At 40.3% G+C, this 26,450-nt stretch carries 27 protein-coding genes; 22 read left to right on the top strand and 5 right to left on the bottom strand.

Going from position 1 to position 26,450, the window contains the following annotated elements; all coding sequences use genetic code 11:
- Window positions 1-236 (bottom strand): hypothetical protein (locus tag Q0212_RS03110; protein WP_297922070.1); only part of this gene is annotated, 236 nt, incomplete at its 3' end.
- A 282-nt stretch (window positions 237-518) separates the two neighbouring features.
- On the opposite strand from Q0212_RS03110, the gene galU reads away from it, so the two are divergent.
- From galU to Q0212_RS03090, 4 genes are read left to right on the top strand one after another with little or no spacing between them, the layout of a single operon-like run.
- On the top strand, window positions 519-1,382 hold the full coding sequence (gene galU / locus Q0212_RS03105) for a UTP--glucose-1-phosphate uridylyltransferase GalU (protein WP_297922066.1): 864 nt from the start codon (window positions 519-521) through the stop codon (window positions 1,380-1,382).
- 16 nt (window positions 1,383-1,398) lie between these two features.
- Window positions 1,399-3,066, top strand: a complete 1,668-nt coding sequence (gene pgi / locus Q0212_RS03100) for a glucose-6-phosphate isomerase (RefSeq protein WP_297922063.1) — start codon at window positions 1,399-1,401, stop codon at window positions 3,064-3,066.
- Window positions 3,063-4,361: a nucleotide sugar dehydrogenase gene (locus Q0212_RS03095; RefSeq protein WP_297922060.1), complete on the top strand. Its 1,299-nt coding sequence runs from the start codon at window positions 3,063-3,065 to the stop codon at window positions 4,359-4,361. The genes pgi and Q0212_RS03095 overlap by 4 nt, the downstream gene beginning before the upstream one ends.
- Window positions 4,362-4,379: 18 nt before the next feature.
- Complete coding sequence (locus tag Q0212_RS03090; protein ID WP_297922057.1) at window positions 4,380-5,759, top strand: phosphomannomutase CpsG; 1,380 nt, start codon at window positions 4,380-4,382, stop codon at window positions 5,757-5,759.
- A 57-nt stretch (window positions 5,760-5,816) separates the two neighbouring features.
- Here the strand turns inward: Q0212_RS03090 and Q0212_RS03085 are convergent, their stop codons facing one another.
- On the bottom strand, window positions 5,817-7,178 hold the full coding sequence (locus Q0212_RS03085) for an AarF/ABC1/UbiB kinase family protein (RefSeq protein WP_297922054.1): 1,362 nt from the start codon (window positions 7,176-7,178) through the stop codon (window positions 5,817-5,819).
- Window positions 7,179-7,425: 247 nt separating this feature from the next.
- Here Q0212_RS03085 and Q0212_RS03080 point away from each other — a divergent pair, with 247 nt between their 5' ends.
- The 12 genes from Q0212_RS03080 (at window position 7,426) to sugE (ending at window position 18,252) form a co-directional block, all read left to right on the top strand.
- Window positions 7,426-8,253 (top strand): lysophospholipid acyltransferase family protein, encoded by an 828-nt coding sequence (locus Q0212_RS03080; protein ID WP_297922052.1) that lies wholly within the window; start codon window positions 7,426-7,428, stop codon window positions 8,251-8,253.
- A 5-nt stretch (window positions 8,254-8,258) separates the two neighbouring features.
- Complete coding sequence (locus tag Q0212_RS03075; protein ID WP_297922049.1) at window positions 8,259-8,513, top strand: DUF1244 domain-containing protein; 255 nt, start codon at window positions 8,259-8,261, stop codon at window positions 8,511-8,513.
- 279 nt (window positions 8,514-8,792) lie between these two features.
- Entirely contained in the window at window positions 8,793-10,262 is a 1,470-nt protein-coding gene (locus Q0212_RS03070) for a glyceraldehyde-3-phosphate dehydrogenase (RefSeq protein WP_297922047.1), read from the top strand.
- 359 nt (window positions 10,263-10,621) lie between these two features.
- Window positions 10,622-11,956, top strand: a complete 1,335-nt coding sequence (locus tag Q0212_RS03065; protein ID WP_297922044.1) for a Na(+)-translocating NADH-quinone reductase subunit A — start codon at window positions 10,622-10,624, stop codon at window positions 11,954-11,956.
- Between the two features lie 6 nt (window positions 11,957-11,962).
- Complete coding sequence (locus Q0212_RS03060) at window positions 11,963-13,240, top strand: NADH:ubiquinone reductase (Na(+)-transporting) subunit B (RefSeq protein WP_297922042.1); 1,278 nt, start codon at window positions 11,963-11,965, stop codon at window positions 13,238-13,240.
- The gene (locus tag Q0212_RS03055) at window positions 13,233-14,018 is read left to right on the top strand and encodes a Na(+)-translocating NADH-quinone reductase subunit C (protein WP_297922039.1); all 786 of its coding nucleotides are present in this window, start codon (window positions 13,233-13,235) and stop codon (window positions 14,016-14,018) included. The genes Q0212_RS03060 and Q0212_RS03055 overlap by 8 nt, the downstream gene beginning before the upstream one ends.
- A 1-nt stretch (window position 14,019) precedes the next feature.
- Window positions 14,020-14,691 carry an NADH:ubiquinone reductase (Na(+)-transporting) subunit D gene (locus Q0212_RS03050; RefSeq protein ID WP_297922036.1) on the top strand — a complete coding sequence of 224 codons (672 nt, stop codon included), beginning with the start codon at window positions 14,020-14,022 and terminating at the stop codon, window positions 14,689-14,691.
- An 11-nt stretch (window positions 14,692-14,702) separates the two neighbouring features.
- A complete protein-coding gene (nqrE, locus tag Q0212_RS03045) occupies window positions 14,703-15,320 on the top strand; it encodes an NADH:ubiquinone reductase (Na(+)-transporting) subunit E (RefSeq protein WP_297922033.1) in 618 nt (205 codons plus the stop codon).
- Window positions 15,321-15,330: 10 nt separating this feature from the next.
- Window positions 15,331-16,569 carry an NADH:ubiquinone reductase (Na(+)-transporting) subunit F gene (nqrF, locus tag Q0212_RS03040; protein WP_297922030.1) on the top strand — a complete coding sequence of 413 codons (1,239 nt, stop codon included), beginning with the start codon at window positions 15,331-15,333 and terminating at the stop codon, window positions 16,567-16,569.
- 119 nt (window positions 16,570-16,688) lie between these two features.
- Window positions 16,689-17,714, top strand: a complete 1,026-nt coding sequence (locus tag Q0212_RS03035; RefSeq protein WP_297922027.1) for an FAD:protein FMN transferase — start codon at window positions 16,689-16,691, stop codon at window positions 17,712-17,714.
- Entirely contained in the window at window positions 17,711-17,932 is a 222-nt protein-coding gene (nqrM, locus tag Q0212_RS03030; protein ID WP_297922024.1) for a (Na+)-NQR maturation NqrM, read from the top strand. The genes Q0212_RS03035 and nqrM overlap by 4 nt, the downstream gene beginning before the upstream one ends.
- On the top strand, window positions 17,932-18,252 hold the full coding sequence (sugE, locus tag Q0212_RS03025) for a quaternary ammonium compound efflux SMR transporter SugE (protein WP_297922021.1): 321 nt from the start codon (window positions 17,932-17,934) through the stop codon (window positions 18,250-18,252). Before nqrM ends, sugE begins: the two co-directional genes overlap by 1 nt.
- 28 nt (window positions 18,253-18,280) lie before the next feature.
- Here the strand turns inward: sugE and Q0212_RS03020 are convergent, their stop codons facing one another.
- Window positions 18,281-18,997: a glycerophosphodiester phosphodiesterase family protein gene (locus tag Q0212_RS03020; protein WP_297922018.1), complete on the bottom strand. Its 717-nt coding sequence runs from the start codon at window positions 18,995-18,997 to the stop codon at window positions 18,281-18,283.
- 2 nt (window positions 18,998-18,999) lie between these two features.
- Window positions 19,000-19,308 (bottom strand): hypothetical protein, encoded by a 309-nt coding sequence (locus Q0212_RS03015; protein WP_297922016.1) that lies wholly within the window; start codon window positions 19,306-19,308, stop codon window positions 19,000-19,002.
- 250 nt (window positions 19,309-19,558) lie between these two features.
- Between Q0212_RS03015 and Q0212_RS03010 the strand changes: the two genes are divergently transcribed.
- The 6 genes from Q0212_RS03010 to Q0212_RS02985 all read left to right on the top strand — a co-directional run bounded on the left by Q0212_RS03010 (window position 19,559) and on the right by Q0212_RS02985 (window position 24,925).
- Window positions 19,559-20,254, top strand: coding sequence for a TetR/AcrR family transcriptional regulator (locus Q0212_RS03010; protein ID WP_297922013.1), 696 nt, complete (start codon window positions 19,559-19,561; stop codon window positions 20,252-20,254).
- A gap of 39 nt (window positions 20,255-20,293) precedes the next feature.
- Window positions 20,294-21,025, top strand: coding sequence for a uracil-DNA glycosylase (gene ung, locus Q0212_RS03005; RefSeq protein WP_297922010.1), 732 nt, complete (start codon window positions 20,294-20,296; stop codon window positions 21,023-21,025).
- Complete coding sequence (locus tag Q0212_RS03000; RefSeq protein WP_297922007.1) at window positions 21,022-22,122, top strand: enoyl-CoA hydratase/isomerase family protein; 1,101 nt, start codon at window positions 21,022-21,024, stop codon at window positions 22,120-22,122. Before ung ends, Q0212_RS03000 begins: the two co-directional genes overlap by 4 nt.
- 114 nt (window positions 22,123-22,236) lie before the next feature.
- Window positions 22,237-22,857 (top strand): class I SAM-dependent methyltransferase, encoded by a 621-nt coding sequence (locus Q0212_RS02995; protein ID WP_297922004.1) that lies wholly within the window; start codon window positions 22,237-22,239, stop codon window positions 22,855-22,857.
- Window positions 22,858-22,862: 5 nt separating this feature from the next.
- Window positions 22,863-23,243 (top strand): DUF6394 family protein, encoded by a 381-nt coding sequence (locus tag Q0212_RS02990; protein WP_297922001.1) that lies wholly within the window; start codon window positions 22,863-22,865, stop codon window positions 23,241-23,243.
- Entirely contained in the window at window positions 23,243-24,925 is a 1,683-nt protein-coding gene (locus Q0212_RS02985) for a TrkA family potassium uptake protein (protein WP_297921998.1), read from the top strand. The genes Q0212_RS02990 and Q0212_RS02985 overlap by 1 nt, the downstream gene beginning before the upstream one ends.
- A 282-nt stretch (window positions 24,926-25,207) precedes the next feature.
- Here the strand turns inward: Q0212_RS02985 and dapE are convergent, their stop codons facing one another.
- Complete coding sequence (dapE, locus tag Q0212_RS02980) at window positions 25,208-26,338, bottom strand: succinyl-diaminopimelate desuccinylase (protein ID WP_297921995.1); 1,131 nt, start codon at window positions 26,336-26,338, stop codon at window positions 25,208-25,210.
- Window positions 26,339-26,450: the final 112 nt, after the last annotated feature.

Below are 26,450 nucleotides of genomic sequence, written 5' to 3'. Positions count from 1 at the left end.
AATACTTTTGTTATACCTAAACTACGTTGCGACTCGTACATTCCTGTTAATGATGCGCTAAGTTGAGAGTAAATAATCGAAAATAAAAAAAGAACCGTAGCTGTTTGAGTCCAATCCTTATCATTAAACTCTATAGCAATAAGTAGGCTAATACCAAGAAAGAAGATGTCACTTGTACGATTAAAGAAATCTAAAACTTTGTGATGTGGACTGAGTATGTTTTGATTCATAGGCATAGATTTCTCCTTAGGCATATCCTTTAATATAGCGTGTATAATTATACTATATCTATTTGTTGGTAAAATTGTCCTACAAGGAATGAAATTAGTATGGATAATATGCGACAAACATTATAGCGGAAAAACAAATGTGATGAAAATTTATTGCAAATTGTAATAAATTTTTCGTATAAATGCTGAACGTGCTATAAGTATGCCAATTATTGCCTTTGCGATATACGGACTAATGTAGATATTATTTAAAATTAAATTTGTTTCATTGCTTGAAAGGAGAGTTTTATGTCGCAACAGCCTATTTTGTCCGTTGTTTTACCTGTTGCTGGATTGGGAACGCGTTTTTTGCCTGCAACCAAAGCAATACCTAAAGAGATGTTGCCTGTTCTAGATAAACCATTAATTCAATTAGCTGTAGAAGAGGCAGCTAAAGCAGGTATTACCCAAGTTGTGTTGGTCACAAGTGCTAGTAAAAGAGCAATTGAAGATCATTTTGACGTAAATTTTGAGCTAGAAGCGACTTTAGAAGCACGAAACAAACAATCAATGTTAGAGGCCGTACGCACAACGTTACCTAATGGTATGACCCTAGCGGTAGTACGCCAACCTAAAGCATTAGGTTTGGGACATGCTGTGTTATGCGCTGCGCCTGTTGTTGGTGACCAACCATTTGCAGTAATGTTACCTGATGATTTTATTGATGATCCCCAAGGCAGTTGCTTAGCTGATATGGTTGCTCTTTATAATCAACAATCAGCATTTTCTTTAGCTGTTGAAGAAGTACCACGAGAAAAAACGGATAAATATGGCGTGGTATCCTTAAATGCTGATGGTCGTATTACAGCCATGGTAGAAAAACCAAAACCAGAGGTTGCACCAAGTACATTGGCTGTTGTTGGTCGTTATGTGTTGCCTGCGGAAACATTTGCTGCATTACGAGAAGTTAAAGCAGGTGCTGGTGGAGAAATCCAACTAACAGATGGTATTGCTAGTTTATTATCAACACAGGTATTTCGCCCTCATCGTTTTAAGGGTATTCGTTATGATTGTGGTAGTAAATTAGGCTATTTACAAGCCAATACAGCTTTAGGTTTGAGAGATCAAGAGGTGGGCGTAGCGTTTGCTAAGTGGTTGAGTTCGGTTATCTGATGTAAGGACACTCGTTATGAAAAATAATCAAAAGATGCCGCGCTCTGAATTACCAGAATGGCTGAATTTACAGTGTAAGGCAAAAGATATGGGGCATTTACACTTACGAGATTTGGCGAATGATCAAGAAAGGCATCGTGCTTTGACCGTAAAAGTAGGGCCTTTTTTTTTAGATATTTCAAAACAAAAATTAGATGTTGATGCCCTTAAAAAGCTAATTAGCCTAGCTGAAGCCGTAGAATTACCCAATGCTATTAAAAGCCTAATTGGTGGAGATATTGTTAATAATACAGAGGGACGACCTGCTTTACATTCAGCATTGCGTTTGCCTGTTGATGCGAAATTAATTATTAATGGTGAAGATGTTGTTCCAGAGGTTCATCAAAGTTTAGCAAGAATACGACAAATTGTCGAACGAGTACATTCTCGGCAATGGCGTGGTTTTTCTGGCAGAGCGATCACGGATGTTGTTAATATCGGTGTTGGTGGCTCTGATCTTGGGCCATTTATGGCATGTCAAGCACTCAATGAGTTTGTGCCTACAGAAGCAAGTCAGCTGAAAATTCATTTTGTGAGTTCTATTGATGGGACTCAAGTATCTGATTTGCTGGGTACATTAAAACCAGAAACAACATTGTTTATTGTTTCATCTAAATCATTTACTACCATTGATACCTTATCGAATGCTCATACAGCCATGCAATGGATGTTAAAATCGGTTGGAGATAAATCACTAATACTGGCTCATCATTTTATTGGTGTTTCTACTCAGCCTCAAAAAATGGCAGCATGGGGAATTCCTGAAAATAACCAAGTATTATTTTGGGAGTGGGTTGGCGGTCGTTTTTCTTTGTGGTCAGGTATTGGTTTACCAATTGCACTAAAAATTGGTATGGCTAATTTTGAGGCAATGTTAGCAGGTGCACACTTTATAGATAATGAATTTAGTCAAAAGCCTTTAGCTGAAAATTTGCCTGTATTATTAGGATTAATTGGTGTATGGAATGCAACGTTTTTAGATATTCGTGCGCATTCGGTATTGCCTTATGATGGCCGATTAAAGTTTTTTCCGTCTTATTTATCTCAGTTAGAAATGGAAAGTAATGGTAAGTCAGTAGATAAACAAGGAAACAGGTTAAATTATTCTACATGTCCTGTGCTATGGGGAGAAGTCGGGCCAAATGCCCAACATGCTTTTTATCAATTATTGCATCAAGGTACACAGCCAGTTTCATGTGACTTTATTGCACCAATTAAGCGATATACGGGGACTATTTATTCAAAGGAAGCAGAAAAATCTTTACAAGTTCAACATCAATTGGCTTTAGCTAACTGCTTAGCTCAATCAAGAGTTTTAATGCTAGGTGATGCAAGCACGGATAGTGATGAAAATACGCCTAATTTTAAACGCTATCAAGGCAATCAGCCATCTACCACGTTATTACTTGATGAGCTCAGTCCATTTACTTTGGGGGGATTGGTTGCGCTTTATGAACATAAAGTATTTGTTATGTCAGTTATTTGGGATATTAATCCCTTTGATCAATGGGGGGTTGAGTTAGGTAAAAAAATCGCTGATAAAATGACTAATGCTCTTGCCAATGGAGAAGGTATTGCGGGCTTTGATGCTTCTACATGTGGCTTATTAGATTTGGTTCGTCAAGCAGAAAGGAGTGTTTCATGAAATTATGTGTACATGGTGACTCTTTGTTTGCATGGGTAACAGCCGCTAAATTAGCAGAAGTTGGCCACAAAGTAACAATGCGTATTAGTGGTATTAATAATAGTTTTGACCCTGAGCGTGAAACAAATTTAGTGGCTTTGTTAGAAAAGCAACAACAAGCACAACGCTTACAATTAGTATCGTTAGCGGATGATTTTGAGCATGTTATGTATGTGCATTTTATTGCCGCTGATTTGCATGTCGAGGGTATTAAAGAACTCATTATCAGTATCATGACTCATAATGATGATGAACAAGCCCTTTATTTACTTTTAGTTTCTACCTTGCCCATAGGTACTTTAGATCATTTACGAGATTTTGTATTATCAAAAGATATTGAGTTAGGGCGCAAACACGCTACATATATTATAGGTTTGCCATTATTTTGTCGCGAGGGAAGTGCTTTAGACGACTTTTCACGACCCTCGTTATTATTAATGAGTGGGAAAGAAGATAGTCATGAAATAATGGTTGCCTTAGAGGTACTTAGACCTTTTGTGCGTAAAGCCAAACATATGATGATTGTGCCGCATCGTACATCTGAGCTTATAAAAATGGGGATTAATGCGATGTTAGCAACACGCATTAGTTTTATGAATGAAATGGCTGCACTTGCTGAAAAGTTAGGTATAGATATTGATGTCGTACGTCAGGGTTTGGCAGCTGACCCACGTATTGGAAGTGATTATTTACAAGCTGGTTGTGGTTTTGGTGGTCCAAGCTTTTCAGAAGATTTATTGAGTTTTGCAAAAACGTTGCGTGAAGAGTTGGACACAACGGGACTTATTGATACCGTTCTGATGATTAATGACTCCCAAAGAGAAATTTTATTTAGAAAAGTATGGCGGTTTTTTGCAGGGCGTTTAGCAGGTAAAAAAATAGCGATTTGGGGAGCTGCATTTAAAGCGGGTACAGCAAGTTTGGAAAATTCAGTTGTCCATCCTTTGTTAGAGGCTTTATGGGCGCAGGGATGTTATACCGCTGTTTATGATCCTATGGCAGCCGAAGCGTTATATGCACAGTATGGTAAACATCCATTATTAACGATTGCTAAAAATGCTGAAGAAGTAGTTACTGATGCTGATGCCTTAGTATTGGTGACAGCATGGGATGAGTTTTTGAGCCCCGACTTTTCAACTATAAAAACATTGTTAAAACAACCTGTTGTTTTTGATGGTCGTAATATTTATGACCCAGAATATATGCAAGAGCAAGGATTTAGATATTTTGCGATTGGTCGTGGTGAAGCGATTTAATTTTTTTAGGAAGCAATAATGAGTGATGTAAAAAAGCTAGCGGCATTTAAAGCTTATGATATTCGTGGTCGTATGCCAGACCAATTAAATGAGTTTATGGTCTATTGTATTGGTCGTGCTTATGCCCGTGTTTTACAACCAACAGCACCAATTGCTGTGGGTCAAGATGCACGTTTATCAAGTAAACCAATGAGCCAAGCATTAATTGCAGGTTTAAATGCCGAAGGTGTGGCCACGATTGATATTGGTTTTTGTGGCACAGAAATGATTTATTATGCCGCAGGCCAAGCAGGTATGGGTGGCGGTATTATGGTAACTGCGAGCCATAATCCTGCAGATTATAATGGTTTAAAAATGGTTAAGGCTGAATCTAAGCCAATCAGTAGTGATAGTGGTTTAGGAGCGATTGAACAAGAAACCATTCGTTTAATGGCCGAAGTCTCTGCACCAAGCCAATATGTTGCTGACACTAAATTACATCGTGAGCAAAATGTATTAGAAGGCTATGTGGCAAAATTACTGTCGTTAATTGATGTCAGCAAAATTAAACCGTTGCATGTGTTAATTAATGCGGGTAATGGGTGTGCTGGGCCATTTTTTGATGCTTTAGCGGCAAGTTTGCCATTACAAGTTACTCGTTTGCATCATCAACCTGATGGTCATTTTCCTAATGGTGTTCCCAACCCAATGTTGACCGAACAGCAATTAGTCACTGCAAAAGCAGTGGTTGAGGCTAAGGCCGATTTTGGTATTGCATGGGATGGTGATTTTGACCGTTGTTTCTTCTTTGATGAAAATGGTCGTTTTATTGAAGGTTATTATTTGGTTGGCTTGTTGGCCGAACAATTGTTGAAAAAAGCACCAAATGCCGCGATTATTCATGATCCACGTTTAGAGTGGAATACCATTGAAAAAGTGGCACAGCATGGTGGTCGTGCGGTGGTGAGCAAATGTGGCCATTCCTTTATTAAAGATAAAATGCGTGAAGTTGATGCGGTTTATGGCGGTGAAATGTCGGCACATCATTACTTCCGTGATTTTTTCTACTGTGATAGTGGCATGATTCCTTGGTTGTTATTGGTTGAGTTGTTATCACAAGATGGCCGCTCTTTATCACAAGTGGTTGACCAATGTATGATGGACTTCCCTTGTAGTGGTGAAATTAACTTTACTATTAATAATGCCAAAGAAGCGATTGCTCGTGTTCAACAGCATTATGCAGCGCAACCACACCAATTAAGCACCTTAGATGGTATTTCGATGGATTTTGGTCAATGGCGTTTTAATTTACGTAGCTCTAATACTGAGCCAGTCGTTAGATTAAATGTCGAAACAAAAGGCGATGTGACTTTGCTAAATGAGAAAGTGGCAGAGTTGAAGGGCTTATTGGTAGTGTAGGGATACCCCTTGTGGGTATCCAACTAAGGGCGACCACAAGGGTCGCCCCTACAGGGTTTATTTCAAAAACGGTTTAATGATATCAAACGCATAAATCCGTGCATCAATCACCGTCATAAAAGTATAAGCGCCAATAAACTTACGACTAATAAACATCAGTTCTTTGGGCGGCACAGAGAATTCTTTTGTGGCGGCAGATTTTGCGCCTTGTACTAAAACACGTTTGTGTAAGTTGCTTTTTGCCCAAATATAATTGCCATGTTCATCAAGCACGTCTTTAGGTGCATCAGTTAACTCCGTAAATGGCTCTACTGCAAGCAAACATAAGTCAGCCAGTTTTTGTTTGGTATCTTGACTAATCTCATCAAAAAAGCCAAAACCTTTCATCGATGATACTAAAACCTCACGTTGTCTTAATACTGATGCTTTGGTTAAGGCTCGTGCCAAAGTCATTAAATCTTCAGGAAAATCACGTACTGCACCAAAGTCTAATAAAATAATTTTGTCGGGTGTGTTTACACCATCACCTAAACGTACTAAATAATTGCCGAAATTAGGATCGGTTTGCATTTCGCCCCACTCGAACATTTCTCGGCAGCAAATTTCCATAGACGCATAAGCCAATTTATTACGGCGTTCTTGCGATAAGCTCATAATTGCATTGCTGTTAATGGGTACACCATGTTCATAAGACATGGCTAATATGCGTGGCGTAGAGTATTCAGGATAAACTTTAGGGACAATATAACGTTCATCGCCTGCCAAATATTTGTGAAATAGGCGAGTGGTTTCCATTTCTTGTGGATAGTTGACTTCGCGGTGCATCATTGAACGCACTTCTTCGAGCCATTCTTCAAACTCACGCGTTTGCGGCACAACACGAGCCAAACGCATCATTTGTGAGACTAAGGCTAGGTCAGAATCAATCGCATCGGCAACACCGGGATATTGCACTTTTAACACTAATTCTGTGCCATCACTTTTACGGCGTGCGCGGTGTACTTGTGCTAAAGAAGCAGCGCCTAATGGTTCTTCATCAATGACTAATTCATTAAAACGTTTATCGCCTAATTCCTGTTTTATGTGTTTGCTAATTACCGACCAATCAAGGGCAACAGTTTGATCATTTAACTGGTGAAAAGCACGAGTGACTTCTTCTGGGAGAAAGTGTTCGCCATACAACGCCATCATTTGGCCAATTTTGACGATACTGCCTTTGAGTTTGCCCATTTCACCGACTAAATATTCGGCTTGTTCGGCAAGGCTTTTTCGGCGTTTTATTTCGCGGGTTGCTTCATCACTAAACATCGTGCTAGCACTGGCTGTCGCAAAACGTGTGCCTGCAACAATACTGGCTTTTGCTAATGACCAACGACGTTCAAAGCCACCTGTTTTGAGTTGTTGTAACTTTTCACCCATAACTTGTTCCGCCTAAAATAAAAGATTAATACCGATAATTTCGATGACTAGCAAAGTTATGGGTATCAATCCTAAAAAGATGGCATATTGTAACTGAGTTTGTCGCGTTTGCGTAATGATTGTCGGACAATCGGCTTTAGCGTATGCTAGAAATTGTCAACAAGCCAGTGACAAATGGCATTGACGATAACGATATATAAAAATTAGTACGATGAAAATGATCAACCATCTTTTTTGAGATAGCCAAATGAGTCATCCATTAACCTTTAGTCCTCCACCATTATCACGCATTAAAAAAGCCCTATATTTGCAAAATAAATGGTTTGATCCAGTATTTATGGGTTTAGAACATTTAGATCGTAGTCGGCCAGCCTTATATGTGGGTAATCACACTTTATATGGCACTTTAGATGGGCCACTCATGCTTTTAGGATTATATGAACATAAAGGAATTTTTTTACGTTCTTTAGGCGATCATATTCATTTTAAAGTGCCTTTGTGGGGTAAGTTATTGGTGGATAATGGTTGTGTGGCAGGCACACCTGAAAACTGCCAACAACTCATGGAGGCAAAAGAGCATATTTTGGTTTATCCTGGTGGTGGCCGAGAGGTGATGAAAAACAAAGATGAGTTGTACCAATTAGTGTGGAAACAACGCACAGGTTTTGCACGGATGGCGATGCAAAATGGTTATGACATTATTCCCTTTGCCGCAATCGGTGCGGATGATGCGTATACTATTCAATATGACACCAACGATTTTTATCAATCAAGAGTGGGCAAATGGCTACAAAAAACGGGCATTAGTGATAAATATTTACGTGGTGGTGATGCGTTTATGCCGTTAGCAACAGGTTTAGGGCTGTTGCCGCGCCCAGAAAAGATGTATTTTGCTTTTGGCGAGCGAATTACTACCGTAGCCATGCAAACTCAAAGTGAAAATAAAGACTTACAATGGCAAGTACGTGAACAAGTCGAAGCAAAAATTTATCAGTTGATGGATGATTTATTTGCACTACGTGCAGAAGATGAAGCACAATGGCCAACTTGGCGTAAGAAGTTAACTAAGAGATAAAATGTATGTTGAATGTAGATCAAGCCACACAAACTGAATTAGAAGCCGCTGCATTTCGTCATTTAGTGGCACATTTGCAAAATAATACCGAAGTGCAAAATATTGATTTAATGAATTTAGCAGGTTTTTGCCGTAATTGTTTGGCTAAATGGGTGAAGGCCGCAGGCGAAGAGCGTGGTGTAGCTTTAGAGTATGATGCGGTTCGTGAGCATATTTATGGTATGCCTTATGACGAGTGGAAAACCAAATATCAAAAATAAAGCGTCTTGATATTTGCCGCCACTTATCATGAAAAAAACTGACAAAAACTGACTTTTTTCACAAAAGCGAGTAGAATATTGGCCACTTTTTACCGCCTAATTAATTTAGGACTTACGCGGTAATCGCTGGTTTGTTCACATGTAAACCGTTTTCAACGATTTTATGTTCACAAAGCGCGCTTGTTTCGACTTCGCTCAACACAAGAATTTTGGTGAAATGCGTAAGTCCTAAATTTGATTGTGGCGCATCGTTAACTTCGCTGACCAGAGGACACGCTTGTGACTGTAACTAGCATTCAAGCCTTGCAAGAAGATCATTTCGCTCGTTGGAAAAACCGTGAAGCTATTGCCGAGAGTTTAATTCCAGTCATCGGTAAGTTATACCGTGAACGTAATGTCATCGTTCAAGTTTTTAGCCGTACATTAGTTAACCGTTCTGTCATTCAAATGTTAAAAGTACACCGTCGTGTACGTATGATCGCAGGCGAGTTGTCCGTTGTTGATACTGCACCATTTATTGAAGCTTTAGCAGCAATGACTGATATTGCGGCTTGTAAAGTTGATTTAGGTAAAATTGCTATCGATTATAAGAACAGCGACAAAAGCCTAACCGTCAGTGACTTTTTACGCCAACAGTTAAGTACAGTAATTGGTAATGGTAACTGTGCTGGTCAACCAACTGATGTGGTTTTATACGGTTTTGGTCGTATTGGTCGTATGTTAGCACGCTTGATTATTGAACAAGCAGGTAATGGCCAAGGTTTGCGTTTACGTGCGATTGTGGTGCGTAAAACCCAAGAAGGTGATTTAGCAAAACGTGCTTCTTTATTACGTCGTGACTCTATTCACGGTTCTTTTGAAGGTACGATTGCGGTTGATGAAGAGAACGAAGCCATTATTGCTAATGGTAACTTCATTAAAGTGATTTATGCGAGCAAGCCAGAAGACGTTGATTACACTCAATATGGCATTAACAATGCAATTTTGATTGATAACACGGGTAAGTTAAAAGATGAAGAAGGTTTAGGCCGTCATTTAACTTGTGCTGGTGTGGCACGTGTTATCTTAACTGCACCTGCTAAAGGCAGTATTAAAAATGTGGTTTATGGCGTTAACAGTAAGGATATTTTAGACAGCGACAAAATTATTTCTGCCGCTTCTTGTACCACCAACGCAATCACACCTATGCTCAAAGTCTTAAACGATAAGTTTAATATTGTTTCTGGTCACGTAGAAACAGTGCATTCTTTCACTAATGACCAAAACTTAATTGATAACTACCACAAAGCAGACCGTCGTGGTCGTTCTGCGGTGTTAAACATGGTTATTACTGAAACTGGTGCAGCGAAAGCCGTTGCTAAAGCATTACCAGAATTACAAGGCAAGTTAACAGGTAACTCTGTGCGTGTGCCAACACCAAACGTGTCTTTAGCGATTTTGAACTTAACCTTTGCTGATAATGTTAGTCGTGATGCGTTAAATGAGTATGTGCGCGATATCGCTTTACATTCTAATTTACAAGGTCAAATCGAATACACCAGCTCTACCGAAGTTGTTTCTACAGACTTTATTGGTTCACGCTCAGCGGGTATTTTTGATGCCCAAGCTACTATCGTTAACGGTAACCATGCTTGTGTCTATGTTTGGTACGATAACGAAATGGGTTATAGCTGCCAAGTACAACGTATTGCCGAGCAAATGGCTGGCATTAAATACGTGACTGTTCCAGCCGAACAATTAACTGCCTAAGCGGTTAGTGTTTTGCAAAAAGCCAGAGTTTATCTCTGGCTTTTTTATTTGAGTTGCGTTTAGCGTTTGCAATATGTCTAAAATCAGAAAAAGCCGTTAAAAAAAAGTCAGAATGTAGGACTAGCGCAAAAACTTGTTATACAATCATTCGCTATAATATTTTTCTATCAAAAATATAACAATTATTGAGTTTTTTGCTACAAATATCGCCATTTATGTCTCGTCATAGAAGAAGTGATGTTGTGTGGGCAGGCTAATTGTGGTGTATTGCCCCAATGCCAAATGTTAAAAATGAGACTAAATAACCCAATAATGCTTAAAAGTGTTGTAGAAATAGTTTTTTTGTTGAGTAGTGCAAGATGGTCAAAATAAAACGAGGTTTGGATATTCCAATTACTGGCGCACCGTCACAACAAATCAGCGATATGTCTTCGGTACGGTCTGTGGCTATTTTAGGTGCAGATTATATGGGTATGAAACCCACCATGAAAGTGGCCGAAGGTGATCGTGTGGTGAAAGGACAGCCATTATTTGCCGATAAAAAAAATCCCCAAGTGATTTTTACCGCACCTGTGACAGGTCGGGTTAGAGCAATTAATCGTGGTGCAAAGCGTGTATTTCAGTCTTTAGTGATTGATTGTGAAAGTAATAGCAGCGAGCAAATTACTTTTAGACAATATAATCGGGATCAATTAGCCAATCTAAACCGTGATGGAGTGATTGAGCAGTTAGTGGCATCAGGTTTGTGGACAGCGATTCGTACTCGTCCATTTAGTAAAATACCAGACCCCACAACAACGCCCAGTGCAATTTTTGTTAATGCAATGGATACCAATCCTTTAGCGGCTGACCCAGAAGTTGTCATAAAACAACAACAAGAAGTCTTTGAAGATGGTTTGGCTTTAGTGTCCAAGCTAGCCGACAAAATTTATGTTTGTAAGGCCGAAAAAGCGCAATTCTCGACAGGTAAATTTAATGCCCATGAATTTGGTGGTGTACATCCTGCGGGTTTAGTCGGCACTCATATTCACTTTTTGCATCCTGCGTCTGCAAGTCGTGTAGTTTGGCATCTCAATTATCAAGATGTGATTGCGATTGGTAAATTATTCGCCACAGGCGAGTTAGATAGCACACGTATCATTGCCTTGGCTGGTGCCAGCGTTAAACAACCACGTTTAGCCAAAACTATTGTTGGTGCATCGTTATTAGACATGACCACAGGTGAGTTATCTGGCAGCGATAATCGTATTATTTCGGGTTCGGTGTTGTCAGGACGTCATGCGCAAGGGGTAGAGGCATATTTAGGCCGTTATCATTTGCAAGTATCGGTGATTCCAGAAGCCAAAGAGCGTGAAATGTTGCACTACATGAAATTAGGTAGTCATCGTTTTTCTGCATTGGGTGTTTATCTTGGTCGCTGGTTGGGCAAAAAATTCAACATGACCACGAGCAGTAATGGTAGACCGCGAGCCATGGTGCCTGTTGGAGTTTATGAAGATATTATGCCTTTAGATATTTTGCCAACGCAGCTATTGCGCTACTTATTGGTAGGTGATACCGATATGGCACAGTCTTTAGGCTGCTTAGAGCTGGACGAAGAAGATTTAGCATTATGTACTTTTGTTTGTCCAGGTAAATATGAATATGGTCCCATCCTCCGTGATGTTTTAGACCGCATTGAGAAAGAGGGCTAAACAATTATGAAATGGATGCGAAATAAATTAGATGCAATGGCTCCCCACTTTGAAAAAGGTGGTCGCTATGAAAAATGGTATCCCTTATATGAAGCGATTGATACCTTTTTATATAGTCCTCCTAATGTCACTCATGCAGGCTCTCATGTTCGTGATTCGGTAGATTTAAAGCGAATTATGATTTTAGTATGGATGGCTACTTTCCCTGCCATGTTTTTTGGTATGTGGAATGTGGGTAACCAAGCTTTAGGTACGTTGGCTTATGCCATGCAACATAACCCAGCCGTGAGCCCAGAATTGGCGATTGATGGTTGGCGTCATTGGTTGATTGCCTTATTGGCAGGTTTTGATGCCAATTCTTGGTGGGATTGTTTGGTGTATGGGGCAACGTGGTTTGTGCCAATTTATGCCGTGACCTTTATTGTGGGTGGTTTTTGGGAAGTTTTATTTGCCATTAAACGTGGTCATGAAGTTAACGAAGGCTTTTTTGTGACCTCAGTGTTATTCGCCTTAGTTTGTCCGCCCACTGTGCCTTTATGGCAAGTGGCTTTAGGCATTAGCTTTGGTGTAGTGATTGGTAAAGAAGTGTTTGGTGGTACAGGCAAAAACTTTATTAACCCAGCCTTAGCGGGGCGTGCGTTCTTATTCTTTGCCTATCCTGCTTATATGTCTGGTGATACCGTTTGGACAGCGATTGATAAAGAATTTTGGAAATTGGGTGTTGATGGCTTCTCAGGGGCAACGGCTTTAGGTCAAGCTAAATTAGCCGCTTATACAGGTGTACAACACATGACCGCAACTGGCTTACAACCTTTATCATGGTGGGATGCCTTTGTCGGTTTTGAAGCTGGCTCTGTGGGTGAAACCTCTACTTTAGCCATTCTGATTGGTGCAGCAATTTTATTAATTGCCCGTGTCGCTTCATGGCGGATTATGGCAGGGGTGATGATTGGCATGGCTACCATGTCCTTTATCTTTAATCAAGTCGGTTCAGATACCAATCCGATGTTTGCCATGCCGTGGCATTGGCATTTGGTGTTGGGTGGTTTTGCCTTTGGTATGGTGTTTATGGCAACCGACCCCGTTTCAGCCGCAATGACCAATACTGGCCGTTTAGTGTTTGGTATTGTCATTGGTGTAATGGTGGTCTTAGTTCGAGTGGTTAATCCTGCCTATCCAGAAGGCATGATGTTGGCGATTTTATTTGCTAATTTATGTGCGCCACTGATTGATTACTTTGTTATGCAAGCCAACATCAAACGGAGGGCATTACGCAATGTCTAAAGAATCTACAGGAAAAACACTCGTTGTTGCCAGTGTCTTGTCGGTGGTGTGTTCGATTGCTTTAGCAGCAGCAGTGACTTTATTAAAGCCGATTCAAGATGAAAATAAGGCACTTGAAAAACAACGTAAAATTTTGGCCGCAGCACAAGTTCTGCCCGAAGGTGAGGGAGACAAAGCCCGCGTCAATCAAGAATTTGCTAAATTTCAACGTTATTTGGTTAATTTAGATACAGGTGAATTTAGAGAAGTCAAACTTGATGACCCTTACGACCAACGTAAGGCACTCAAAAATAGCAGTTTGTCGATGGCATTAACGGCTGAGCAAGATATTGCAGGTTTACGCCGCCGTGCTAAAGAAGCCGATATTTATGTGGTACGTGATGCCGCAGGTAAAATCGAAAAAATGGTGCTACCTGTTTCTGGTTATGGTTTATGGTCAACTTTATATGGTTATTTAGTGTTAAAAAATGATGCTAATACTATTATGGGAGTGACCTTTGTTGAACATGCCGAAACACCAGGTTTGGGTGGTGAGGTCGATAATCCCAAATGGAAAGCTTTGTGGATTAATAAACAAGTTTACAGTGCTGATGGTCAAACCCATTTCAAAATTATTAAAGGTAATGTTGACCCAGCCAAACCTGATGCTATTCATCAAGTAGACGGGTTATCAGGTGCAACCTTAACCAGTAATGGTGTAACCAACCTTGTCCAATTTTGGATGGGTGATTTGGGCTATAAAAAATTCTTGAGCAAAGTACGCGAAGGGGGTATTTAACATGGCCGAACAACAAAGTACCAAAGAAATATTATTAGGCCCGATTTTAAATACTAACCCTGTGATTTTTCAGGTGTTGGGTATTTGTTCGGCGTTGGCTGTGACTAGCACCATGAAAAATGCTTTAGCGATGTCAATTGGTTTGACGTTAGTGACGGCATTTTCCAACTTTTTTATCAGTATGATTCGTAACGTGATTCCCAGTTCGATTCGTATTATTGTGCAAATGGTGGTTGTAGCGACATTAGTGATTATTGTTGACCAATTACTGCAAGCCTTTGTGCCAGAAATTGCCAAACAAATGTCGGTATTTGTCGGTTTGATTATCACCAACTGTATTGTTATGGGGCGTTTAGAAGCCTTTGCCATGAAAAATCCACCTGTAATTAGTTTTGTCGATGGCTTTGGTAATGGTTTAGGTTATTCAGCGTTATTAATGTTGTTGGCGTTCTTCCGTGAGTTATTTGGTTCGGGAACAGTGTTTGGTTTTACCATCATGCAAACAGTGAATAATGGTGGTTGGTACATTCCCAATGGCTTGTTGTTGTTGCCTCCTTCAGCGTTCTTTTTAATTGGCTTAACCATTTGGGCATTACGCTCATGGAAAACTGACCAACAAGAAAAAACCGAATTTAAAATTGCTCCCCATAGCAAAGCACAAACTCACCATTAAGGAGCAAGTAGATGGAACATTATTTGAGTTTATTTACTAAGGCAGTGTTTATTGAAAACATGGCACTGTCTTTCTTCTTGGGTATGTGTACCTTTTTAGCAATTTCCAAAAAAATCCAAACCGCGATTTCTTTAGGTATTGCCGTTGTTTTTGTTCAAACTTTGACCGTACCTGCTAACAATTTATTGTGGCAATATTTACTCAAAGAAGGTGCATTAGAATGGACAGGTATGCAAGGCGCATCATCTGTTGATTTGTCCTTTTTAAGTTTAATGAGTTATATCTGTACTGTTGCTGCACTTGTGCAAGTGATTGAAATGGCTTGTGATAAATATTTACCCTCATTATATAACGCATTAGGAATTTATTTGCCACTAATTACCGTTAATTGTGCTGTATTGGGTGGTGCATTATTTATGCAGCAACGTGACTACAACTTTAGCGAAAGTGTGGTTTATGGTTTAGGTTCTGGTGGTGGCTGGGCATTGGCGATTGTGTTGATTGCCGCTGTACGCGAAAAATTAAAATACAGCGATGTGCCAGCAGGCTTACAGGGCTTAGGGATTACTTTTATTTCGGCAGGACTGATGGCTTTAGGCTTTATGTCCTTCTCTGGCATTAAATTATAAGGAGAGGGAAATGTCTCAAGAGGCAGTTATTATCCTCAGTATGGTCATGTTTACGGTGACGGTATTGGTGTTGGTGGCTTTTATTTTAGCAGCACGCTCCAAATTAGTCTCCGAAGGCACAGTCACTATTGATATTAACCACGACCCCGAAAAACGTTTAGAAGTGCCAAGCGGCGGTAAATTATTACAATGTTTAGCTGAGCAAAAACTATTTTTGTCGTCTGCCTGTGGTGGCGGTGGTACGTGTGGTCAATGTAAAGTCAAAGTTAAAGCTGGTGGGGGCGATATTTTACCAACCGAAGAGCCACACTTTACCAAAGGCGAAATTCGTGAAGGCTGGCGTTTAGGTTGTCAATTAGCGGTTAAACAGAACCTCGAAATCGAATTAGATGAAGAGTTTTTTGGCGTTAAACGTTGGGAATGTGAAGTTATTTCTAACGATAACGTGGCGACCTTTATTAAAGAGTTGGTATTAAAATTACCCGAGGGTGAAGATGTGCATTTCCGCGCAGGTGGTTATATGCAGCTTGAAGCACCAGCCTACGAAAATAGCTATAAAGACTTTGATATTGAAGAGCAATATCGTGGTGATTGGGACAAGTTTAAGCTATTTGATGTTAAAGCCAAAACCACTGAACCTACGATTCGTGCTTACTCAATGGCCAATTACCCCGAAGAAAAAGGTTTATTAAAGTTTAATATTCGGATTGCCACACCACCTTTACGTCAACTCCATGAAGTACCAGCAGGTAAAATGTCGTCTTGGGTGTTTAACTTAAAGAAAGGTGACAAAGTTACTGTGTTTGGGCCTTTTGGTGAATTTTTTGCCAAAGAAACTAAAGCCGAGATGGTGTTTATTGGTGGTGGTGCAGGTATGGCACCGATGCGTTCACATATTTTTGACCAATTAAAACGCATCAAAACCGACCGTAAAGTCAGTTTTTGGTATGGTGCGCGTTCATTGCGTGAAACCTTTTATGCTGATGAATACGATCAATTAGCCAAAGATAATCCTAATTTTGAATGGCATTTGGCTTTATCTGAACCACAACCTGAAGATAATTGGACAGGTTACACGGGTTTTATTCATAACGTTCTGTATGAAAATTACCTAAAAAACCACCAAGCTCCTGAAGATTGTGAGTTTTATATGTGTGGCCCACCGATGATGAACGCAGCGGTGATTAAAATGTTATTAGACTTAGGTGTTGACCGCGAAAATATCATGTTGGATGATTTTGGTGGTTAAACTGAGTTTCTCAAAATAAAGGCGCAGAAATGCGCCTTTATTTTTTACAACAAATTTAGTCTTGAGTTTCATTAAACATCCTTTGATACTTCGACAAAATTTTTCTTGTTAGATTTGTTATGCGTAGTTTGTTGATTGCTTTATTCAGTATCAGTGTTGCGAGTTGTTCAACCGTTGCCAAAGAGCCTGTCAGTTTTTCGGGCGTTGCTTATTATAGTATGCCTTGGGCGGTAAAAATTGATGCTTTGCCCGCACAAGTCAGCGTGCAACAACTGCAACAAGAACTACAAGCCAGTTTAGATCATGCTAATAAAGTATTGTCGACCTATCAAAACGATACCGAATTAATGCAATTTAACCAAAGTCCTATGAGGCAATGGCAACAACTTAGTCCCATGTTATTTAATAGTATTCAAACCTCTTTAACAGTCAGTGCAGCGACTCAAGGTGTTTATGATGTCACCGTGGGGGCATTAGTGGAGTTATGGGGGTTTGGCAAACAAGCTGTGCCAAGTCATATTCCTAGCCCAATCGAAATTGATAATGCGCGACAACGTGTGGGTTGGCAATCGGTCTTATTAAATCCACAAACTCATCAAGCTCAACGTCAAAAAGATGTTTTTTTAAATCTATCCTCGTTGGGTGAGGGTGTTGGCGTTGATGAACTAGAGAAAGTCTTAGCCAAATATCAAATTCATAGTTATATGTTGTCGGTAGCAGGTACGTTAAAAACACAAGGCTTAAAACCCAATGGGCAAACATGGCAAATTGCCGTAGAAAAGCCCGATGGCAGTGGTTTACCTGAGCGAGTGTTAAAACTAGGGCAGCAACAGGCGGTGGTTTCAACGTCTGGCTCATATAGAAATTATCACGAAATTGATGGTGTTCGTTATTCTCATACCATTGACCCCCGTACGGCTAAACCCATTCAGCATAAAACTGTATCAACGACGGTTGTATTTAATCATCAAAAGGCTGCTTATACAGATGCATGGGCAACAGCCCTCAATGTATTAGGGGCAAAAGAAGGTTTAGCACTTGCAGAAAAACAAAAAATTGCCGTCTATTATTTATTAAAAACGCCAACAGGTTTTGCTGAGCAATATAGTTCGACGTTTAAAGTGTATTTGGAGCAACAGCCATGAGCTTATTTTTCGTGTGTTTAGTCGCGATTGTGTTAATGATGTTATTAATGGCGGTCGGTGTATTGATGGGTAAAGAGCCGTTAAAAGGCACGTGTGGTGGCTTAAATCGTTTTACAGGCGATAAAGAGTGTCCTGTTTGTGGTGGTGATACCCAAAAATGCGAAACCAGTAAACAAACGAATAATCCTTTAATTAAAGATGCCATGAGAGACGACTGATGGCTTGGCTTTATTTAATCATTGCGGGCTTATTAGAAGTGCAATGGGCAGTGACCATGAAATACACTGACGGTTTTACGAAAATATGGCCTTCCGTGTTTTGTGTATTGGGTATGGCAGCTTCGGTGTACTTTTTAGCATTAGCACAGAAAACCTTACCTTTAGGCACAAGTTATGCGATTTGGACGGGCATCGGTGCTGTGGGCGCGGCAGTGTGTGGCATGATCTTGTTTAATGAACCACGAGATGTTGCCCGCATATTGTGTATTTTATTGATTGTTGCAGGCATTTTAGGCTTAAAGTTTACCAGTGGGCATTAGTAGGATGGGTTGAGGAACGAAACCCATCTTAGGTAATAAAAGTTTTAAGAGCCAAACTCGGATAATCGGTAATTAAACTATCTAAACCCATTGCGGCTAAATCTTGCATACGCTGAGCATCATTAACCGTCCATGTTGACACCATCAGCCCTTGTTGATGAGCCGTATCAATGAGCGTTTTATTTAATAGACTATGATGAGGGGCAATTAATTGGCAATCTAGTTGTTGAGCGGTAGCAATAATATTGCCTGTAAAGTTGCTTTCAACCAATAAACCACGACTAATATGTGGATAGTGCTGTTGCATATAAGCCAAATAATCGGTGTTAAACGACGTAGTAACTATTCGATGGGTAAATTGTGGCCACAATTTGGCAAGCTCACGACCTACTATTGCATAGTCTTCAGCATCTTTGACTTTGACTTCAAGCTGTAAATGCACAAAATCGTTGACCAACGCTAATACGTCTTTTAATAGCGGCACACCATCATGGTATGGCCAATCTTTAAAATAAAAACAAGCATTTAACGCGGCAAGATCGGCAGCGTGCTGCTCTTTAACGAGTCCAACGCCTGTTGTTGTCCGCTCTAAACTATAGTCATGAATGACAACAAGTTGTTGGTCTTTACTAACATGAATATCAAGTTCTAAAGCAAACACACCCAGTGATTTTAAATAATTAAAACCACTGAGGGTATTTTCGGGAGCTTCACCACGTGCGCCGCGATGGCCAATAATCAACATGATTATTGTTGAACATCTAGTTTGATCGTGGCTTCGTTGGCAGCAGGTGTTGTGGTCGGAGCATCTTTGGGTGTGTTAGCTGTTGGAGCAGGAGCAACGTCTTCTTTAACCATTTTTACACTTTGCACTACGTGTTTATATTCAAAAACTACGGTGTAATCTGGATAAATCCAACGAGTGATGGGTGGTTTACCAATTGCTTTGGTTTTTTTAACAGGCACACCAAAGTTTTTTTGCACTTGTGCCATGCTCATTCCTTGAGGCGGCATATCGGCAGCATGTGCGCCAAAAGCAAATAAAAGGGTGGTCATTAACAGGGTCTTTTTCATGTCGCGCCTCGGCGAATATGTTATATTTTTAGTGATATTAGAGAGTTAAAAGCTGTAATTCAAGAATAAGATTAGCCTTTTCGCAAAAAGACATACAGCTAATACGCCAATTGTACTCAAAGTAGGGTGTTTGCTGTCAACATTGGCGTGTATTTCATATCAAACGATAAACTATTTCGTTAGAATAGATAATAAGATTTTATATAGATTTTCTTTGAGTAGTGTTGTTTTCATGTCTGCAATGTCATCTAAATCAGCGAAAGCTTCTTATCATGGTCGAAAACCTGCACGTCAGGGCAGTGAACAGCGTCGTTTAGCGATTTTACAAGCCGCTTTGCGCGTCATGGTGCGTGATGGAGTGCGTGGTGTACGTCATCGGGCAGTTGCTCAAGAGGCTGATGTACCGTTGTCAGCAACAACTTATTATTTTAAGGATATTCATGATTTATTGGCTGATGCTTTAACGTTATATGCCAAAGATGTGATGGAAAACTTTGTTAATCCATTTTGGGTGCGTATTCACGAATGGTTATTAGTTAATTTTCCACTATATTCAGGCACAGATTTAAAAGCTGTGTTGCCCGAAGTGATTGAACATATGGTTGATGTGGCGATTGATGAAGTGTTAGATCGCTTAAAAAATCATCGGGATAAATTGCTAACGGAACAAGCTTTTTGGTATGCCGTGTTACAAGATGAGCGTTTGCATCCTTTAGCCTTAGATTATAGTCAAAGTGTATTGCGTGACATTAGCAAAATGTTAGAGTTAATTGGCATTGAGCAAGCACAAAATGCAGGTCGTTTAATTTTAATGACCATTCGTCATATAGAAATACAAGGTTTATTGCAGCCTGTAGATAGCTATGACCGTGAAGTGATGAAACAGTTATTGTTATTACAAGTACGTTCTGTTTGTCATATTAATTAGGAAAAAGCGTATTTTTATAATTTTTAAGGATATTTGAGCATGAATACAGCCGTATCTGTATCTTTAAACAGTCAAGAACAAGAGGCATTAGCCAGAGTTCAATTAGATGAGTCATGGAAAGCAGCCTTAGCTTCCACATTTTTGCAACCTTATATGGCTAATTTGCGTGAGTTTTTAGCTGAGCAAAGAAAATTAGGCAAAACCATCTATCCTCCCGCAGGCGAATATTTTAATGCCTTAAATACTACACCCTTGTCACAAGTCAAAGTGGTGATTTTAGGACAAGACCCATATCACGGTGTTGGCCAAGCCCATGGTTTGTGTTTTTCTGTGCGTCGTGGTGTGTCTGTTCCTCCATCTTTGCAAAATATTTATCGTGAGTTGTTTAATGATGTGGGCGCGCAGCCTGTTCGTCATGGCGATTTAAGCTCATGGGCGGCACAAGGGGTGTTATTACTTAACAGTGTACTGACAGTAGAAGCTGGCCAACCTGCCTCACATCAAGGTCGTGGTTGGGAATTATTTACTGATGAAATTATTAAAGTATTAAATGAGCAATGTGAAAATTTAGTCTTCTTGCTTTGGGGAAGTTATGCCCAAAAGAAGGGTCAACACATTGATACCAATAAGCATTTAGTGCTAAAAGCGACCCATCCATCGCCAATGGCTGCCAATCGTGGTGGTTTTTTTGGTTGCAAACATTTTTCTCAGACCAATGCGTATTTAGCAGAACATGGTTTAGAGCCAATTAATTGGGCATTACCTGCATGAGTTCTTTAGCACCTGTTTTATTTAGTGAATTAACCTCCACCAATGGTAAAAAAATTGCCATAGCTCAACTTAATAGTGAAAAAACGCTCAATTCACTCAATTTACCGATGATTGAGTTGTTGTATCCGCAATTGCAACAATGGGCAAATGACGACAATGTGGTGGCGGTCGTTTTACAGGGGGCAGGTGAAAAAGCCTTTTGTGCAGGTGGTGATGTTAAAAAGATTTGTGTCGCGGTGCGTGAGCATGGCATTGATGATAAAACGGCAGTTGATTTTTTTAGTGCTGAATATCGTTTAGATTATTTGATTCATCAATTTGCCAAGCCGTTTATTGTTTGGGCGACAGGTTTTGTTATGGGTGGTGGCATCGGCTTGTTGGCAGGGGCATCACACCGTATTGTTACTGAAACATCCCGTTTGGCGATGCCCGAAATAACCATTGGTTTGTATCCTGATGTCGGTGGCTCGTGGTTTTTGGCACGTTTAGGCAAAATAGGTTTGTTTTTGGGCATGACAGGCGCGCAAATTAATGCTGCGGATGCCCTACAAACTGGGTTTGCTAGCCATGCCTTGCCAAGCTCGGCACGTCAACAAGTACTTGAACAATTAGCTTTGATTGAGTGGGCGAAAGATAGACAACAACATCCACAACAAATTAGCCAACTCTTAGATCAATTGGCTCTTAAAGAACTGCCTCAAGGTCAATTAGCTTTAGCTCAAACGGATATTGAACAACGTACCCAAGCTAATAATTTGCTGGAGCTGTATCAACAACTTATTCAGCCGAGTAGCAATACTTGGCTTGATAAAGCCGCAAACACCTTAAAGCGTGGTTCACCAACCAGTGCTGCGTTAATTTATCGTCAGTGGCAGCAGGGTAGTGAGCAAAGCTTGGCCGATTGTTTTAGACAAGAATTAACTTTATCGGTGCAATGTGCGCGTCATCCAGATTTTATTGAAGGTGTACGTGCCTTATTGGTTGATAAAGATCAACATCCACAATGGCAACCTGCAACCATTGAGCAAGTGACCGAAGCATGGTTAGATGGCCATTATCAAAGTTTGTGGCCTGAACATCCTTTGGCAGATTTGTAGAATGCCCTTCGACTCCGCTCAGGGAGCAGTGTTAGTTGAGCGGAGTCGAAACTAGCAATTGATACATCAACTCTGCTTGTTGGTCTGTTGTTACATGATTGATAGAGAATAAAAATGTCTTTTTATGCCGATTATATTTTTCCTGTGGTCTTAGATGTGGCAACCAAACCATTAAAGCCACAACGTCAGCAAACTATTGCCTTAGCCAAAGGCCGTATTTTAGAAATTGGCATTGGTACAGGCGCAAATTTACCGTTTTATGGCAGTGATGCGAGCGAAATTATTGGCATTGAACCTGAGTTGCCAATGCTAAAAAAAGCAGAATTGATGGTCAAAAAAGCTCCTTCACAAGCAGTGGTTAAGTTGGCAGTGGGTGATGCTCATCAGTTAGATTTTGCTGATAATAGTTTTGATACGGTGATTATGTGTTTGGTGTTATGCACCATTCCTAATCCTTTATTAGCTTTGCAAGAAGCCTATCGAGTCTTAAAACCAAATGGCCAATTATTGTTTTTGGAACATGTACGCGCACCAAAACCTTGGTTAGCACGTTGCCAAGATGCCATTAATCCTGCATGGAAACATTTAGCGTGTGGTTGTCAGTTAAATCGGGATACAGAAGCCACCATTAAACAAGCAGGTTTTAGCTTTGAAAAAATTGAGCGTTTTCAACATCCTAAATTAGTCTCGGTGGGTGGCTGTATTATTCAAGGTGTGGCGATTAAACAAGGATAAATAACATGAATTTAGAAAAAGTCGTTTTTGCCTTTTTTATTGTCTTAGCTGCAACCTTAAACTTTGGTTTTTTTATTGGTGATATTGATGATCCGTCATTACATCATTTAGGAGAGTTTGCGGCTGCCTTGATTGTTAATTTAATTGCCACCTCGTTAAAGTTTGGCGATCGCTCACACATGGGCGCAACTCAATTAGCCACCAGTTTAGTGGCTGTTTTGCAATTGGTTGCGGCGGCTATTGTATGGGCTTATCAAGTGCATGTTGTTGGAGCAATGACACCTACTGTTATGGCTAGTATTGTCTCCTTATCAGGTGGTGCAATGTTAGCGAATTTTGTGTCGTTAATTTTGTTAATTGCCGAAACTGTGATGTTCCGTCGCTAATGAATACCGCCTTTTTTATTGCATTACGGCGTTTACGTTTTCCAATTATTGCGGTGATTATTAGTTATGCCATCAGTGTCACAGGTTTGGTGTTGATTGATGGTGTGGATGGGAATGGCAATGCTGCGCCAATGAGTTGGTTTCATGCCTTTTATTTCATGAGCTATACCGCAACAACCATTGGTTTTGGTGAAATTCCGTATGCTTTCACGAATGCCCAACGTATGTGGGTGACTTTTTGTATTTATTTATCCGTGATTGTTTGGGCTTGGTTGTTGGCCGCAATAATGGCTTTAGCTCAAGATCGTACTTTTTTATCTGCCATGAAGCGTGGTAGCTTTAGCCGCCAAGTACAAAGAATGCGTGAGCCATTTTGGTTAATGTGTGGTTATGGACAAACGGGCGCATTATTATGTGATCGTTTGGGACATACAGGTCAACGAGTTGTTGTGCTTGAAAAACGAGAGCATGAAATTTTTGAACTTGAATTACATGATCATGGCATTAGTGTGCCAGCTTTATTAGCAGATGCGCGTGATGCCGAAATTTTGATGGCAGCAGGGTTATCTCATCGAGAGTTGGCAGGTGTATTGGCTTTAACCTCTGATGATGCCACCAATTTGGGTATTGCCGCTGCTGCTCGTGTACTCAATCCCTATGTTCCTGTTTATTGTCGCTCTGAAACACCTAGTGTTGCCGAAAGTGCTTTGGCTTTTGGTACGGATATGTTAATTAATCCATTTACCGTATTTACTGATGAATTACGCTTATTATTAATAAATCCCCAAGCACATACTTTGTTTACACGTTTAACCCCTACACATGGAACAGGTCGTTTAAGCAATAGAGATTGTCCTGAAGGGCAATGGATTATTTGTGGTTATGGTCGTTTTGGTAAGTTGGTGGTTGACGCGCTCAGTGAAACAGGTCGTCCATGTACCCCCATTGATCCAACTTTATTAAACTTATCGGCGAAAGATATCGATGGTATTTGGCAAGATGAATTAGATGAGTTGCGTGATGCTCATTTACCTTATGCAGCAGGCATTGTGGTGGCGACGGGTGATGACACACGCAATTTGGCCTTAGTAGCTTTGGCACGGCAAGTTAATCCTGATATTTATGTGATTCTTCGACAAAATGATGACCATAGTGCTTTATTATTTCAAGCCTTAAAACCCGATATGTTGATGGTGCCAAGTGTGATGGTGGCTCGCCAATGCTTGGCGGCGATGACATCAACCATGTTGCCGCAGTTACAAGATTATTTGGCAACAATGCCAAACACCATTTTAGAAAAATTGCTCACACACTTGCCTCAAGAGGATACACATGTGTGGGAAGTGTGTATGAATGTTAATGAAGCACCTGCCGTATTTAATTTATTGTGTCAGAAACGCAGTATTAAGCTAAAAGATATATTGCGTGATAATCGGCATCGTGAGGATAGATTGGCTATTCATGCGGTTGCTTTATGGCGTACAGGTCAATTTATTGTTGATTTTGATGAAGAAGAGTTGGTTTTGCAGGCCAATGATCGTTTATTAATGGCTGCAACTCCGAGTTTGCATTATCGACTTGATTTAACCTTGCGTGATGAGCGCGTGTTAACTTATGTTTTAGATGGAATTGATAGACCTGATGGTTGGTTTTTTAGGTGGTTGGCGGAGAGAAATAAGTGAGAGTAACTATAAGAAATATAATGATTATGAATCTTGAAGCTAATTCATTTTTGTATTGGGTGATAAGGGAGTAGGGGGTAAAGACGCGTCATCGTGTTTGAGATTCTTCTGTAGGTGGGTTATCCCAACGGGCATTTATAATGCCCTCTAAACGGCATTGAAAGTGAATAGATAATTGCGCCATGGTTTGCCCCCAATTAGCGATAGGTATAGTCCATCGCACAGAGGCTTGATATGTGTAATGTGGGTTTCCCTTCGTCAACCCACATTACAAACCACAAATTACTTCGCCAACAATCTCACCAAAATGCCTTCATACATCTTAGCCAAGGCATCTAAATCAGCGACATTCACGCATTCATTAATTTTATGAATCGTGGCATTAATCGGCCCTAATTCCAACACCTGTGCGCCTGTTGGAGCAATAAAACGACCATCGGATGTGCCGCCACTGGTCGATAATTTGGTATCAATGCCTGCTACTTCTTTAATCGCTTCAACACTGGCCGCAACCAATTCACCCTTAGCTGTTAAAAACGGATGACCACTCAAACTCCATGCTAAATCATATTTTAAACCGTGTTTGGCTAAAATGGCCTCAGTACGCGCCTTGAGTTGTTCGGCAGTCACTTCGGTAGAAAAGCGGAAGTTAAACACCACGTCAATATCGGCAGGAATCACATTGTTTGCACCTGTTCCTGCATGAATATTGGAAATTTGAAAACTGGTCGCAGGAAAAAACGCATTGCCATTGTCCCAGACTTCAGCCGCTAATTCGGCTAAGGCAGGGGCGGCTTTATGAATCGGATTATCGGCTAATTGTGGATAAGCCACGTGACCTTGAATACCAATCACTTTAAGAATGCCATTTAATGAACCACGCCGACCATTTTTAATCACATCACCCAAAGTTTTACTGCTCGAAGGCTCACCCACCAAACACCATGTGATTTTTTCTTGGCGTGCTTCTAAATGTTCAACCACTTTTACTGTGCCATCTTTGGCGACACCTTCTTCATCACTGGTAATCAAAAAGGCAATAGACCCTTGATGATTCGGATGTTGAGCGACAAAATTTTCGCAAGCAACCACCATCGCGGCCAACGAACCTTTCATATCTGCCGCACCACGACCATATAACACACCATCACGAATTTCGGGTTGAAAAGGGTCATTAAGCCAAGCAGTTAATGTGCCTGTGGGAACAACATCGGTATGACCAGCAAAAGTAAAGACAGGTGCGGTTGTACCACGACGCGCCCAAAAATTATCTACATCACCAAAGCGTAAACGTTCAATGTGAAAGCCAATTTTTTCTAAACGTTGAATCATTAATTCTTGGCAATTGGCATCAACAGGCGTCACAGACGGGCAACGAATCAAGTCTAAAGTTAAATCTAAAGTAGCAGACATAATATTTCCAAATAAGTTAGCTTGTATCTTGTTGATATGTGTTGAGTTTATCGTATAACTGGACTTGGGATAAATTAAGCCGCCATCTTAAACTGTTCAAATGCTTGAGCTG

Origin of the sequence: uncultured Agitococcus sp. (genome assembly GCF_937920075.1) — a bacterium.
In the GTDB taxonomy this organism is placed as follows: domain Bacteria; phylum Pseudomonadota; class Gammaproteobacteria; order Pseudomonadales; family Moraxellaceae; genus Agitococcus.
The sequence above is the reverse complement of the archived record's forward strand: the minus strand, read 5'-3'. Positions and strand labels throughout refer to the sequence as shown.

Coding starts and splice junctions, on each gene's coding strand:
- galU (WP_297922066.1), top strand. CDS start 519: ATGTCGCAACAGCCTATTTTGTCCGTTGTTTTACCTGTTGCTGGATTG.
- pgi (WP_297922063.1), top strand. CDS start 1,399: ATGAAAAATAATCAAAAGATGCCGCGCTCTGAATTACCAGAATGGCTG.
- Q0212_RS03095 (WP_297922060.1), top strand. CDS start 3,063: ATGAAATTATGTGTACATGGTGACTCTTTGTTTGCATGGGTAACAGCC.
- Q0212_RS03090 (WP_297922057.1), top strand. CDS start 4,380: ATGAGTGATGTAAAAAAGCTAGCGGCATTTAAAGCTTATGATATTCGT.
- Q0212_RS03085 (WP_297922054.1), bottom strand. CDS start 7,178: ATGGGTGAAAAGTTACAACAACTCAAAACAGGTGGCTTTGAACGTCGT.
- Q0212_RS03080 (WP_297922052.1), top strand. CDS start 7,426: ATGAGTCATCCATTAACCTTTAGTCCTCCACCATTATCACGCATTAAA.
- Q0212_RS03075 (WP_297922049.1), top strand. CDS start 8,259: ATGTTGAATGTAGATCAAGCCACACAAACTGAATTAGAAGCCGCTGCA.
- Q0212_RS03065 (WP_297922044.1), top strand. CDS start 10,622: ATGGTCAAAATAAAACGAGGTTTGGATATTCCAATTACTGGCGCACCG.
- Q0212_RS03060 (WP_297922042.1), top strand. CDS start 11,963: ATGAAATGGATGCGAAATAAATTAGATGCAATGGCTCCCCACTTTGAA.
- Q0212_RS03055 (WP_297922039.1), top strand. CDS start 13,233: ATGTCTAAAGAATCTACAGGAAAAACACTCGTTGTTGCCAGTGTCTTG.
- Q0212_RS03050 (WP_297922036.1), top strand. CDS start 14,020: ATGGCCGAACAACAAAGTACCAAAGAAATATTATTAGGCCCGATTTTA.
- nqrE (WP_297922033.1), top strand. CDS start 14,703: ATGGAACATTATTTGAGTTTATTTACTAAGGCAGTGTTTATTGAAAAC.
- nqrF (WP_297922030.1), top strand. CDS start 15,331: ATGTCTCAAGAGGCAGTTATTATCCTCAGTATGGTCATGTTTACGGTG.
- Q0212_RS03035 (WP_297922027.1), top strand. CDS start 16,689: ATGCGTAGTTTGTTGATTGCTTTATTCAGTATCAGTGTTGCGAGTTGT.
- nqrM (WP_297922024.1), top strand. CDS start 17,711: ATGAGCTTATTTTTCGTGTGTTTAGTCGCGATTGTGTTAATGATGTTA.
- sugE (WP_297922021.1), top strand. CDS start 17,932: ATGGCTTGGCTTTATTTAATCATTGCGGGCTTATTAGAAGTGCAATGG.
- Q0212_RS03020 (WP_297922018.1), bottom strand. CDS start 18,997: ATGTTGATTATTGGCCATCGCGGCGCACGTGGTGAAGCTCCCGAAAAT.
- Q0212_RS03015 (WP_297922016.1), bottom strand. CDS start 19,308: ATGACCACCCTTTTATTTGCTTTTGGCGCACATGCTGCCGATATGCCG.
- Q0212_RS03010 (WP_297922013.1), top strand. CDS start 19,559: ATGTCTGCAATGTCATCTAAATCAGCGAAAGCTTCTTATCATGGTCGA.
- ung (WP_297922010.1), top strand. CDS start 20,294: ATGAATACAGCCGTATCTGTATCTTTAAACAGTCAAGAACAAGAGGCA.
- Q0212_RS03000 (WP_297922007.1), top strand. CDS start 21,022: ATGAGTTCTTTAGCACCTGTTTTATTTAGTGAATTAACCTCCACCAAT.
- Q0212_RS02995 (WP_297922004.1), top strand. CDS start 22,237: ATGTCTTTTTATGCCGATTATATTTTTCCTGTGGTCTTAGATGTGGCA.
- Q0212_RS02990 (WP_297922001.1), top strand. CDS start 22,863: ATGAATTTAGAAAAAGTCGTTTTTGCCTTTTTTATTGTCTTAGCTGCA.
- Q0212_RS02985 (WP_297921998.1), top strand. CDS start 23,243: ATGAATACCGCCTTTTTTATTGCATTACGGCGTTTACGTTTTCCAATT.
- dapE (WP_297921995.1), bottom strand. CDS start 26,338: ATGTCTGCTACTTTAGATTTAACTTTAGACTTGATTCGTTGCCCGTCT.